The organism is Cupriavidus sp. HE11 (genome assembly GCF_056097175.1).
This window is the reverse complement of record NZ_CP184465.1, coordinates 726,556-740,141: the sequence shown is the minus strand read 5'-3', so window position 1 is coordinate 740,141 and position 13,586 is coordinate 726,556. Positions and strand designations below refer to the sequence as shown.

Annotated in this window: 7 protein-coding genes; 6 read left to right on the top strand and 1 reads right to left on the bottom strand. The window is 69.0% G+C overall.

All coding sequences use genetic code 11. The features are described 5' to 3' along the window. Positions 1 to 298: 298 nt before the first annotated feature. The 6 genes from ACOABP_RS20765 (at position 299) to ACOABP_RS20740 (ending at position 12,494) form a co-directional block, all read left to right on the top strand. On the top strand, positions 299 to 4,300 hold the full coding sequence (locus tag ACOABP_RS20765; protein WP_474229956.1) for a cobaltochelatase subunit CobN: 4,002 nt from the start codon (positions 299 to 301) through the stop codon (positions 4,298 to 4,300). Between the two features lie 416 nt (positions 4,301 to 4,716). Continuing rightward, a complete protein-coding gene (gene cobW, locus ACOABP_RS20760) occupies positions 4,717 to 5,781 on the top strand; it encodes a cobalamin biosynthesis protein CobW (RefSeq protein ID WP_474229954.1) in 1,065 nt (354 codons plus the stop codon). A gap of 29 nt (positions 5,782 to 5,810) precedes the next feature. Beyond that, a complete protein-coding gene (cobN, locus tag ACOABP_RS20755) occupies positions 5,811 to 9,602 on the top strand; it encodes a cobaltochelatase subunit CobN (protein ID WP_474229953.1) in 3,792 nt (1,263 codons plus the stop codon). Beyond that, positions 9,599 to 10,633 carry a magnesium chelatase ATPase subunit I gene (locus ACOABP_RS20750; protein ID WP_474229951.1) on the top strand — a complete coding sequence of 345 codons (1,035 nt, stop codon included), beginning with the start codon at positions 9,599 to 9,601 and terminating at the stop codon, positions 10,631 to 10,633. Before cobN ends, ACOABP_RS20750 begins: the two co-directional genes overlap by 4 nt. A gap of 221 nt (positions 10,634 to 10,854) precedes the next feature. Continuing rightward, positions 10,855 to 11,322 (top strand): vWA domain-containing protein, encoded by a 468-nt coding sequence (locus ACOABP_RS20745; protein WP_474229949.1) that lies wholly within the window; start codon positions 10,855 to 10,857, stop codon positions 11,320 to 11,322. A 98-nt stretch (positions 11,323 to 11,420) separates the two neighbouring features. Then, positions 11,421 to 12,494 (top strand): methyl-accepting chemotaxis protein, encoded by a 1,074-nt coding sequence (locus ACOABP_RS20740; protein ID WP_474229947.1) that lies wholly within the window; start codon positions 11,421 to 11,423, stop codon positions 12,492 to 12,494. A gap of 46 nt (positions 12,495 to 12,540) precedes the next feature. Here ACOABP_RS20740 and ACOABP_RS20735 read toward each other — a convergent pair whose 3' ends face one another. Beyond that, on the bottom strand, positions 12,541 to 13,416 hold the full coding sequence (locus ACOABP_RS20735) for an alpha/beta hydrolase (protein ID WP_474229945.1): 876 nt from the start codon (positions 13,414 to 13,416) through the stop codon (positions 12,541 to 12,543). Positions 13,417 to 13,586: the final 170 nt, after the last annotated feature.

The window sequence follows — 13,586 nt, the reverse complement described above, 5'->3', positions numbered from 1 at the left end:
TTTTTACCTCCGGCCTTACGGTGAACTTGCCGATTGTGGCGAAAGCTGCCGTTTGAAATCGTTATCACGGTGGGCCCCGGCAAAAACTGTCATCGGTAAAAAAACCACATACCGTCAGGATCCTGCAACAGCCGTGGCAAGCGCTGGCCGTCGCGCATGACGGCTACATCACAGCCGCACGACGGATGCGCCTGCCTGGGCGGGTAGAATGCCGCGCCGGCGTCCCTTCTTGCGCCGTTGTCACGCTTCTCTTCAAGCGTCTTTTTACGCATTCCAGTCCGCTTCTGACGTGTCCGCGATGCCTGCCGCCTGCCAGCGCCTGCTGCCGTACCTTCTTGGCCTGTGCCTGATCCTGCCGATGCTGGCATGGGGCGCCCCGGTGCACGTGCTGGTGTTGGCCTCGCAAACGCACCTGCTGCCAGCCGCCGCCGAGGCATTCCGCGCCGCGCATGGCAACGACATCGCCGAATTCACGTTCGCAACGACCGCGCCCGATGCCGGCACGCTGGCGCGGGCCGATGTCATCCAGACCTGGTTCGTACCCGGTGCCGTGCTGCGCCAGTTGGCGCCCGGCGTGCGGCAGGCGCAAATGCGTGGCGCGCTGCTATCGGCCGCGCCTGCCGATGTGGCCGAGGCCGCCTGGCACATCCGCACCGACGCCGCGCTGAATGCCGCCGTACAGCCCTACTGGGAAGCGGGCGGTGTCGATAACCTGGCCGCAGCGCTCGCGGTGGCCGTGGCGGCCCGGCAGCGTGCCGCCGGCATGACGCCGATTGCCGTGCCACCGCTCAAGCCTGCGCCGGCGGCCGGCATCTATCATCCGCGCGCACCGCAACCGTTTGCGTCGCTGGCCGAATACCTGCGCTGGTATCGGTCGGCCGGATTTGTGCCCGGCGATGCACCGCTGGTCGGTATTTCGTTCTATGCCACCAATTATCGCCAGCGCGACCTGGCGCACGTCGATGCGCTGGTCGATGCGCTGCAGCGGCAGGGCATTGGCGTCGTGCCGGTTTTTGGCTGGCCGGTGTCGGGCCTGGATGCCCTGCTGACGCAGGACGGCACCACGCCGTTGCGTGCGCTGCTGGCCCTGAACCTGACGATTCCGCGTGCCGAAGACAAGGACTGGCTGACGCGCCACGGCCTGCATACCATCAACCTGGTTGCCACGCGCGATAGCGCGGCGGCCTGGCATGCCGACGTGCGCGGCATTTCGGGCGAGCGGCTGCCGCTGTTGCTGAACGCGCCCGAACGCAGCGGTGCCACGGAGCCGGTGCTGTTCTCCACGCAGGAAGACCGCGACGGCGTGAAGGCGAGTGCCGCCGTGCCCGAGCGCGTGGATGCGGTGGTCGCACGCGTGCAGCGCTGGATCGCGCTGCAGGACAAGCCAGCCGCGCAAAAGCATGTGGCGGTGCTCTACTACAACAATCCGCCGGGGCGGGGCAATATTGGCGCGAGCTATCTGGCGACGTTGCCCACGCTCACGCAGATCCTGCGGCGGCTCCGGGCGGCCGGCTACGACACCGGGCGCGACCTGCCCGATACCGCCACGCTGACTGCGCTGCTGGAGGCCAACGGCCGCAATGTGGAAACCTGGTCGCCCGGCGAGCTGGACCGCATGGTCCGCGCCGGACACGTCAAGCTGGTGCCACTGGCGCAATACCGCCGCTGGTTCGATGCCTTGCCCGCGCCGTTCCGCGAATCCGTGCTGCGCGCCTGGGGCCCGCCGGAACGCAATCCGCTGATGCTCGCGCACGACGCCCATGGCGCGCCGGCTTTCGTGGTGCCGGGGCTGTTCTTCGGCAATGTCTTCGTCGGCCCGCAACCGCTGCGGTCCACGTTTGACCGGGCGATGGACGCCGCGCACGACACGATTACGCCGCCGCCGCATTCGTATGTGGCCGCCTACCTGTGGTACCGCCATGCATTGGGTGCCGATGCCGTGGTGCATGTGGGCCGCCACGGCACGCTGGAATGGCTGCCCGGCAAGCAGGTGGGGCAGTCTGGCGACGATGCGTCGGAGGCCCTGCTGGGCGACCTGCCGAATGCCTATATCTACATCCAGGATGGCGGCGGCGAGGCCATCCAGGCCAGGCGCCGCAGCGCGGCTGTGCTGGTGAGTCATCTGGCGCCGCTGCTGGCGGCCGCAGGGCAGGCGCCGGCGCTGGCATCGCTCGACGAAGCGATCGAACAGGCCGATGCGACGCGAGACAGCGCGCCGGAACTGTCCGAGCAGTACCGGAAGCAGGCGCTGGAACAGATCCGGGCGCTGAAGCTCGACCAGCAACTGGCACTGGACACCCGGGCGCCGTGGGACACCATCGAGCCGGTCGTGCATGCGTTCCTGCACAAGGTGGAGGCCGAGCCGATGCCGCTGGGCATCCACGTGCTGGGCCAGATGCCGGCGCAAGCCGACCAGACCGACGCGCTGGCGATGATGCTTGGCGCCCGGGCCCGGGCCGACGCGGCCCAGTTGCACGCATGGGCCGCCGACCTGGTGGCAGGCCGCCAACCGGCCCTGGGGGACGGTGCCGGCGACGATGCGCGCCGCGCCCTGGATGCCGGCCGCCAATGGCTGGCCGACCTGCGCGCATCGCCCCAGGCCGAGCTGGACGGGCTGGTCACGGTGCTGGCCGGCCGCTACCTGCCCAGTGGCCCGCTGGGCGACCCCGTGCGGGTTGCCGACAGCCTGCCCACCGGCCGCAACCTGCACGCTTTCGACGGGGCCCGCATTCCCACGCGTGCCGCCTGGACGCTGGGCAAGGCGATGGCCGGACAGACGCTGGAGCGTTTTCGGCGCGAGCACGGCACATGGCCGGAATCGCTGTCGATGGTGCTCTGGTACGGCGAAACGGAACGCCACCAGGGGGCAATGGAAGCCGAGGCGCTCTACCTGATGGGCGTGGAGCCGGTCTGGAATGCGCGCGGCAACGTGGAGGATGTGCGGCTGATTCCTGACGCCGAACTGGGCCGGCCGCGCGTGAACGTGCTGCTGACCACGTCCGGCATCTACCGCGACGGGTTTGGCGACAAGATCGCGCTGCTGGACAAGGCTGCGCGGCTGGCTGCCGCTGCCGGAAATAATGCAATTAGCCGCCATGACCGGGACGTCGCCGCGGAGTTGGTCCGGCAGGGCGTGGAGCCGGAGCAGGCCGGCAGGCTGGCACGGGCGCGCGTGTTTGCGGCCAAGCCGGGCAATTACGCGATTGGCGTGCAGCAGATGGTCGAGCAGAGCCGCGACGCGCAGGGGCCGCCCGATGGCCTGGCCCGCCAGTACCTGCGCTACATGAACTTCGCGTATTCGGCCGATGGCTGGGGGGAATCGGCGCCGGCAGCGCTGGCCAGCCACCTGAAATCGAACCAGGCCGTGCTGTTTTCGCGCACCAGCACGCTCTACGGAGCGCTGGACAACGATGACACCTACCAGTATGCGGGCGGGCTGACGGCCGCCACACGGGCGGTCAGCGGCACGGCGCCGCCGCTGTGGCTGCACAACCTGCGCCGCGAGGGGCAGACGCAGACCGTCGATGCGCGCACGTGGCTGGCTACCGAACTCAACGCGCGCCAGTGGAATCCGAAGTGGATTGCCGCGATGCAGCGCTCGGGCTACGCGGGCGCCCGCGAGATGTACAAGGAAGTGGAGCATTTGTACGGCTTTCAGGCCACCGTGCCCGAGCAGATGCCGGGCGCGTTCTGGCAGCAGACCTACGACGTCTATGTGGCCGACAAGCTCGGCATGGGCATGGATGCGTTCTTCCGCTCGGCCAATCCGCACGCGCAGCAGGGCATCCTGGCGCGCCTGCTGGAAGTGGACCGCCAGGGCAGCTACCGCTTTACCGATGCCGAGCGTCGCGAACTGCTGCGCCAGTACGCCGAAAGCGTGCGGCGCGACGGGCTGTCATGCACGGCCAATACCTGCGGCAACCCGGTGCTGATGGCGCATATCGCACGGCAGGGCAAGGCCGCCCGGATCGACATGAAGGCGCTGGGGCGGGAACTGGCCGATGCGGTGGTGGGGCCGGCCGGGCCGGGTGCAAAGGCCGTGTCGACACGGCCAGTGGAGGCGAAGGTGGCACCGGTGCGGCCGGTGCGCCCGGAGCCTGCAGCGCCTGTTGTGCCGCCAGTTCCGGCCGTCGCACAGGCGGATACCGAACACGTGACTGGCCAGAGGCTGTCGCCACAGGCCATGCCGGTAGCGGCAGCGCCCGCCGAACGTGCGCGGCACCTGGCATTTGCGCTGGCACTGGCGGCGCTGACGATCGGCGCCGGAGCCTACGCCGGGTGGCGTCGGGGCAGACGCTAGTAGCCGTGGATGCGCTGGCCCTCTCCCCCGCCCCTCTCCCGCGGTGCGGGAGAGGGTAGAACAACCTCGGTTTTGTCGAAGACCGCGGCGGGTTTTGCTCCCCTTTCCCGCAACGTCGGATTTATCGATGGCGGCGGGTTTTGCTCCCCTTTCCGCAACGTCGGATTGGTGGATGGCGGGTTTTGCTCCCCTTTCCCGTCGGATTTGTCGATGGCGGGTTTTGCTCCCCTCTCCCGCGAGCGGGAGAGGGGTTGGGGGAGAGGGCGCGGTGCATCAGGTGAAGACCAGTCGTGGATTGCACCGCTGGCCCTCGCGTCTGGGCGGGATAGGGGACAGCCCATCGCCACACGCAAATAGACAGCCCCCGCCGATCTCCGTATCCTGATTGCCTTCGCAAATTCCGCCCGAGCCTCCGCATGCAAACCTCCAAGATCCCGGCCACCATCGTTACGGGCTTCCTTGGCAGCGGCAAGACCACGCTGCTGCGCCACATCCTCGACAACGCCAACGGCCGCCGCATTGCGGTGATCGTCAACGAATTCGGCGAACTGGGCATCGACGGCGAGATCCTGAAGGGTTGCGGTATCGGCTGCGACGACGCGGGCGAGCCCACCGGCCAGCTGTACGAGCTGGCTAACGGCTGCCTGTGCTGCACGGTGCAGGAGGAGTTCTTTCCGGTCATGGAACAGCTGCTGGAGCGCCGCGACCAGATCGACCACGTGCTGATCGAAACGTCGGGCCTGGCGCTGCCCAAGCCGCTGGTGCAGGCCTTCCACTGGCCCAGCATCCGCAATGCATTCACGGTGGATTCCGTGGTGACCGTGGTCGACGGCCCTGCCGCTGCCGCCGGCCAGTTTGCCGCCAATCCGGTGGCGGTGGACGCCCAGCGCCGCGCCGATCCGAACCTGGATCACGAATCGCCGCTGCATGAACTGTTCGAAGACCAGCTTGCCAGCGCCGACCTGGTGATCCTGAACAAGACCGACCTGATGGACGCCGCGCAGGTGGCTGCCGTGGAAGCGCTGGTGCGGCCCGAGATTCCTGCCGAGGTCAAGATCGTGCCGGCGCAGGCCGGCAAGCTCGACGTGAGCATGCTGCTGGGCCTGCAGCGCGCGTCGGAAGACACGATCCACCTGCGGCCCGATCATCATGGCAGTGCCGACGACCCCGACCACGCCGATCACCATCACGACGAGTTCGACTCGGTGGTGGTGCAGGCGGGCACGGTGGACCGCGATGCGCTGGTGGCCGCGTTGCAGAAGCTGGTGGCCGAGCACACGATCTATCGTGTGAAGGGCTTTGCCACGCTGCCGGGCAAGGCCATGCGCCTGGTGCTGCATGGCGTGGGCCAGCGCTTCGACAGCTATTTCGATCGCGCGTGGCGTGCCGGCGAGCCGCAGGGCACGCGCGTGGTGCTGATCGGCCAGGAACTTGACGGCGCCGCGCTGCAGGCGTCGCTGGATGCCGCGCTGGCGCGCTGACCGCTGAAGCAGTCCAGGCAACCGAAGCGATGCACCTGCTGTCCACCCGGCCCGGCGGCTTTGTCGAAGACAGCGCCGTGGTGCTGCGCATCGAGCAGACGCCGGGCGATATCGTCGTCCTGAGCGCGGCCGACACCACGCTGTCGCTGCTGGCCGCCGCGGTGCCCAGGCTCGGTGCCGGCTACCCGAGCGTGCGGCTTGCCAACCAGATGTACCTGCGCCAGCCGGCGTCTCTCGATCTCTATATCGACGAAGTGCTGCAGCACGCGCGGGTGGTGGTGGTGGACCACCTGGGCGGGGCCAGCGACTGGGCCTACGGGCTGGAACGGCTGCCCGAACTGGCGCGCGCACGCGGCCAGCTGCTGGTGATGTTCTCCGGCGACCTGGACGAGGACGACAACCTGGCGCGGCTTGGCAATGCGCCGGCGGCGCTGTCGCACCAGCTCTGGCGCTATCTGCGCGAGGGCGGGGCCGGCAACGCCGAACAGTTTTTCCGCTGCCTGGGTCAGCATGCCTGGGGCCACAGCACGCCGGTGCTGCCGGCGCAGGTGCTGCCGCAGGCCGCGCTCTACCATCGCGATCGCGGCGTAGCCACGGTGGAAGACTGGCAGCACGAATGGACGGCGCGCGGCCTGGACGGTGCGCCCGTGGTGGCCCTGCTGTTCTATCGGTCGCATCTGCAGGCCGGCAATACCGATGTGTTCGACGCAATGGCCGAGGCGCTGCTCGATGCAGGCCTGTGCCCGTTGCCGCTGGCCGTCAGTTCACTGAAGGAACCGATCTGCCGCGAGGTGCTGCAACGGCTGTGCGACGCGCACGGCGTATCGCTGGTGCTGAATACCACCGCGTTCTCGGTGGCGTCGCTCGACAACGCCGGGGACGGGGCCGGTGCCGATCACCCGCTGGCGAACGATGCGCCGGTGCTGCAGGTGATCCTGAGCGGCGGCAACCGCGAGGACTGGCTGGCCGACAGCCAGGGCCTGGGCACGCGCGACGTTGCCATGCATGTGGCAATGCCCGAAGTGGACGGCCGCATCATCACGCGCGCGGTCAGCTTCAAGGGGCTGGCGTATCGCTGCCCGCATACCGAAGTCGATGTGGTGCGCTACCGGCCCGACGCCGAACGCATCGGCTTCGTGGCCGAGCTGGCGCGCCGCTGGTGCCGGCTGCGCACGCTGCCGGCCGCTGAAAAACGCCTGGCGCTGATCCTGGCGAATTATCCGGCCAGCGAAGGGCGCATCGGCAATGGCGTCGGTCTCGATACGCCGGCGTCGGTGGTGCAGATCCTGACCATGTTGCGCGATGCGGGCTATGCCGTAGGGCCGCTGCCTGCGGATGGCGATGCGCTGATGCATGGGCTGACGCGCGGCGTGACCAACGATCTGGCGCAGCATGCATGGCGCCCGGCGTTCCAGAGCGTGGCGATGGCCGATTACCAGGCCTGGCTCGCGCAACTGCCGCAAGCCAACAGGGATGCCATCGCCGCCCGGTGGGGTAGCCCCGAGTCCGATCCGATGGTGCGCCAGGGCCGCTTCATGATTGCCGGCGTGCGCACCGGCAATGTATTCGTCGGCATCCAGCCGGCCCGGGCCTATGGCGTGGACGACTACGCCAGCTATCACGATGCCGAACTGGTACCGCCGCACGGCTACCTGGCCTTCTACTTCTGGCTGCGGCACAGCTTCGGCATCGATGCCGTGGTGCATGTCGGCAAGCATGGCAACCTGGAATGGTTGCCGGGCAAGAGCGTGGCGCTGTCCGATGCCTGCTGGCCCGATGCGATCCTGGGGCCGCTGCCGCACCTGTATCCGTTTATCGTCAATGACCCGGGCGAGGGGGCGCAGGCCAAGCGGCGCACCCAGGCCGTGATCATCGATCACCTGATGCCGCCGCTCACGCGTGCCGAGAACTACGGGCCGCTGCAGGATCTGGAGCGCCAGGTCGACGAATACTACGAGGCGCTGACCGTGGACCCGCGCCGCGCAAAGCTGCTGCGCCGGGAAATCCTGAAATCGATTGTCGGCCAGCAGCTGCATCGTGAACTGGGCATCGACGCGCCGGCCAGCGGCGAGGAAGAAGACGCGCTGCTGAACCGCACCGACGCCTGGTTGTGCGAACTGAAGGAGTCGCAGATTCGCGACGGGCTGCACGTGTTCGGCATGTCGCCGCAAGGCCGTCAGCGCCGCGACACGCTGGCCGCGCTGGCGCGCTTTCCGGTGGGCGATGGGATCGATGAGCGCGCCAGCCTGCTTGCCGCGCTGGCGGCCGACCTGTCGCTGGGCGATGGCTTCGATCCGCTCGATGCCGACTGGGCGGCGCCCTGGACCGGACCCCGTCCGGCAGCGCTGGCCGCCACCGACGATGGGCCGTGGCGTCATCATGGCGATACGCGCGAGCGGCTCGAAGCGCTGGCGCTGCGCCTGCTGGACGAGGATGAGGGGATCGGGCCGCAGTCGGGCGCGGTGCTGGCACGCTTGCGCGAACAGGTGGCGCCGCGCCTGGATGCCTGTGGCCCGCAGGAACTGCTGCAGCTGGAGCGCGGCCTGGGGGGGCGCTTCGTGCCCGCCGGGCCCAGCGGCGCACCATCGCGCGGCCGGCCCGATGTGCTGCCCACCGGCCGCAACTTCTATTCGGTCGACACGCGCGCCGTGCCGACGCGTACGGCGTGGACGCTGGGCTTGCGCGCGGCCGACCAGCTGATCGAGCGGCACCTGCAGGAGCACGGCGAGTATCCGCGCGCGGTGGGGCTGTCGGTCTGGGGCACGGCCACCATGCGCACGGGCGGGGACGATATTGCGCAGGCCATGGCGCTGCTGGGCGTGCGGCCCAAATGGGCCCATGGCAGCCATCGCGTGGTGGATTTCGAGATCCTGCCGATGGCGATCTTCGACCGTCCGCGCGTGGACGTGACGCTGCGGGTGTCGGGTTTCTTCCGCGATGCGTTTGCCAACCTGGTGGCGATCTTCGACGCCGCCGTGCGCGCGGTGGCGGCGCTTGACGAACCCGAGGACGTCAACCCGATCCGCGCCCGCGTTCTGGCCGAGCAACGCGCGCTGGCGCAGCAGGGCATGGATGCCGACGCCGCGCTGGAACGGGCCAGCTGGCGCGTGTTCGGCGCGCGGCCGGGCGACTATGGCACGGGCCTGCAGGCGCTGATCGACGGCCGACGCTGGCAGACCGATGGCGATCTGGCGCAAGCCTTCCTGCACGCGGGCGGCTACGCCTACGGCCAGCGGGCCGATGGCGTCGAGGCCCGCGACACGTTTGCCACTCGGCTGGCGGAGATCGATGTGGTGCTGCAGAACCAGGACAACCGCGAGCACGACATCCTCGACGCCAACGACTACTACCAGTTCCAGGGCGGCATGGTGGCGGCCGTGCGCCATCTGGGCGGCACGCAGCCGGCCATCTATCATGGCGACCACGCCAACCCCGCCGCGCCGCGCGTGCGGACGCTGGGCGAGGAGATCGCCCGCGTGATCCGCACGCGCGTGGTCAATCCGAAATGGATCGATGGCGTGAAGCGGCACGGCTACAAGGGCGCATTTGAAATGGCGGCGACGGTGGACTACCTGTTCGGCTACGACGCCACGGCCCGCGTGGTGGGCGATCACCAGTACGCGCTGGTGGCCGACGCCTATGTGCATGACGACGCCACGCGCGACTTCCTGGCGCGGCACAACCCGCGCGCGTTGCAGGGCATTTGCGAGCGCCTGCTGGAAGCGATGGAGCGCGGGCTATGGCAGGAACCGGGCGACCAGCGCGAGCGCATTGCCCACCATCTGCTCGACAACGAACAGCGTCTGGAAGGGATGCAATGACCCACTCTGCCCACGGCGCGGCCATGCGCCCGATCTTTCCGTTCAGCGCCCTGGTAGGGCAGGACGCGCTGCAGCAGGCACTGCTGCTGGCGGCGGTGGACCCCGGCATCGGCGGCGTGCTGGTCACCGGGCCGCGCGGCACGGCCAAGTCCACGGCCGCGCGTGCGCTGGCGGAACTGCTGCCGCATGGCCAGTTCGTGACGCTGCCGCTCGGCGCCAGCGAGGAGCAACTGACCGGTACGCTGGACCTGGGCCATGTGCTGCAGCAGGGCGAGGTGCGCTTCCAGCCGGGCCTGCTGGCGCGGGCGCACGATGGCGTGCTGTATGTCGACGAGGTGAACCTGCTGCCCGATCCGCTGGTGGACCAGTTGCTGGACGTGGCGGCCAGCGGTGTCAACGTGGTGGAGCGCGATGGCGTCTCGCACCAGCATCCGGCGCGCTTCGTGCTGGTCGGCACGATGAATCCCGAGGAAGGCGATTTGCGGCCGCAATTGCTGGACCGCTTCGGACTGGCGCTGGCACTGTCGAATTACGAAGACCCCGCCGCGCGCCAGGCAATCGTGCGCGCCCGGCTGGCGTTCGATGCCGACCCCGATGCCTTCCGCGCCAGGGTGGCGCAGCATCAGCAAGCGCTTGCCAGTCAGGTCGGGCGTGCCCGGGGGGCGCTCGGTGCACTGGCATTTGGCGATGCCGTCCATGACCGTGTCAGCGCGCTGTGCCTGGAGGCTGCCGTGGACGGCGTGCGCGCCGACCTGGTGATGCTGCGGGCGGCCCGCGCACTGGCCGCGTGGCAGGGCGCGGCGGATATCGACACCAGCCATGTGGACGCCGTGGCCGAGTTGGTGCTCCACCACCGCCGCCACGCTGCCGCGCCGCAGCGGGAGGGACAGGCAGGGCAGGCACCAGCTCCGCAGCCTCATGCCGCGCAAGCCGCCGACCCGTGGGGCGCACTGCCGCCGCCGCAAGCCTCCGGCATGGCCGAGGTCAAGCCGCTGAAGCCGTTCGGGAAGCTCCCGCCAAAAAAAGCCTGAGCCACCGGCGGCCGTCCGGCCCGGAGCGGCCCGGCGGCCATCGGTGGCAAACCATCCGTGCGTCATCCCCGCTATCCCCGGGCCACGCCGCGCAGGGCCGCACGCCCGGTACGCGCATTCACTGGCCGCGCACGCTGGCGGCCAAGCGGCGCGCGCTGCTGGATGCCGCGCATCTGCGCTACCGCCGTACCGATCCGCGCGCCGGGGTATTGCACTGTTTCTTGCTGGACTGTTCGGGCTCGATGGCGCATGGCGAGCCACTGGCCCTGGCGAAGGGCGTGCTGGCACGGCTGGTCGAGCGGGCCTATCAGGCGCGCGCCGATGTGGCGCTGGTCTGCTTCGCGGGGCAGCACGCCGAGGTGCGTTTGGCGCCGTCGCGCGCGCGGCCATGGAATGACGACTGGATCCGCCCGATTGCCGGTGGCGGTGGCACGCCGCTGTCGCTGGGTGCCGCGCGGGCCGACCAGTTGCTGGCGTGGCAGGCCCGGCGCCGGCCCACGCAGCAGCGCTGGCTGTGGCTGCTGACCGATGGCCGCAGCGCCGAGTCGCCGGCGCGACCGGCCTGGGCCGATCATGTCGTGGTGGTCGATGTCGAACGGCACACGCTGCCGCTGGGCCGTTGCCAGCAACTGGCGCAGGCCTGGGGCGCCGACTTCCAGACCGCCGGTTCGCTGCAGATCGGGCCCTAAAGTTTTGCGACGGGCCAGCCGTTAGTCCATCGATAGCCCCGGATAACTCGGGGCGGAAATCGAGGAGCGGAACCGTCATGGGCTGGGACAACTTGAGTATGCGCACCCGATTGGGCGCGGCATTTGGGGTAATCGTGCTGCTGGTGGCGGCAATGCTGGTGCTGGCGCTGGGCCAGGTGGCCGATGGCAGCACGCGCAGCTGGCTGTGGACGCTTGCCATCGTCGTGCTGGTATTCAGCGTGATCTGCTGGTTCCGGCTGGCCCGCGCGATCGAGGAACCGCTCAAGGAGGCCGAGTTCATCGCCGAAACCGTGGCGGCGGGCGACCTGAGCAAGGATTTCGAGACCGAGCGCGGTGGCGACTTCGGCCGCCTGCTGGGCGGACTGGGCGAGATGGAAGACATGCTCACCGACCTGGTGACGCGCATCAAGGGCGCCAGCGATTCGATCTCGTCGGCTTCGCAGCAGATCGCAGTGGGCAATACCGACCTATCGCAGCGCACGGAGGAACAGGCGGCCACGCTGGAGGAAACCGCGTCGAGCATGGGCGAGCTGACCGCCATGGTGAAGCAGAACACCGAACGCGCCCGCACGGCCAACGGGCTGGCGGCGTCGGCGTCGGGCATCGCAGAGCGCGGCGGCACCATCGTCAGCAACGTGGTCCAGACGATGGATGCCATCAGCGTCAGCTCGCGCAAGGTGACCGACATCATCGCCGTGATCGAGGGCATTGCGTTCCAGACCAATATCCTGGCCCTTAACGCCGCCGTGGAAGCGGCGCGCGCAGGCGAGCAGGGGCGCGGCTTTGCGGTGGTGGCGGGCGAGGTGCGCACGCTGGCCCAGCGCAGCGCGGCGGCCGCCAAGGAAATCAACGTGCTGATCAGCGATTCGGCGCGCCAGGTGGAAAGCGGCTCGGCGCTGGTCGGCCAGGCCGGTCAGACCATGGAGGAAATCGTCCAGGCCGTGCGCCGCGTGACACAGATCCTGGGCGAGATCGCCGTGGCGTCGGAGCACCAGAGCGAGGGCATCGAACAGGTCAATGTGGCCGTCACGCAGATGGATGACGTGACGCAGCAGAACGCCGCGCTGGTGGAGCAGGCCGCGGCGGCGTCGGCCGCACTGGCCGATCAGGCCCAGGAACTGCAGAAGGTGGTGGGCGAGTTCAGGCTGTAATCGCCCTCGTGCCCGGGGCCCGGCTCCTGGCTGCAGGGCGCCAGGGTTACAGCCTGCCGCCCTGCAGCCAGGCGATCACCGGCGCCCAGAACGTCTTCATGAACGGCGTCTCGATCGCGGCGTCGTGCGGCAGGTCTTCGAACACGATAAAGCGGCTTGGGCCATTCACGGCACGGGCCAGGTGCTCGGCCTGCCGGAACGGGATGGTCTCGTCGCGCCGGCTGTGAATCAGCATCACGGGCAGCTTCGACATGCGCAGCCGGGCGATGTTGTCCCACGGGTTTGGCAGCGCCCAGGCCAGCCAGCGCGGCACCAGGCCGGTGGCCACGGCCGCGGAGCGCGCCGAGCAGAAGCCCGCGCCGATCACCAGCCCGTCGGGCTGGGGTCGTAGATCGTCCAGAACGTCGAGCAATACGCCGCTGCCCAGCGAATACCCCATGACATAGTGTCGTGCCGCCTTCGGCGAGGCTGCGCGGAACTGGGCGAAGGCGGCCAGCGCGTCCTGGCGCAGATGGCTGACGCTCGGCGTGCCGGTGCTGGTGCCATAGCCGCTGTAATCGAACACGAACGAACTGATGCCGGCCGCGTGCAGCAATGCCTGCACGGGCGCCCAGTCGGCCAGAGATTCCTCGTCGCCATGGAAGACCGCCAGCGCAGGCGCCGCTGGGTCGGCAGCTGCCACCCATGAGGCATGCAGCGCCCGGTCGCCGCTGTCGAACGTGTATTGCCGCGACGCCACGCCCAGGTCATCGGGCAGCAACGTGCCGACCTCGCCGGGCACGAACGCCTCGCGCTCGATGGCGCGGTACAGCAGCAGGCGGCCAACGCCAGCCATCACGGCCAGTCCGGCCAGGCCGACCGCGCCCACGAACCAGCGCCGGTAGTTGATGGGAGCAGGTTGAGCAGTCGGGACGGGCGGCATGGGGCGATGGGAAAAAGGCAGGGCAGGTGTGATAACCCTAGCACTTGTGGTGCCAATGGGAAGTGGGCTCGGAGCGCATGCGGGCGTTGTCAGCGAGAAAAATCTTTAAAAATCAACCGCATATCTACGAAATTAACGCCTTCAATCGGGTCGATAGAAATCTTTTTGAC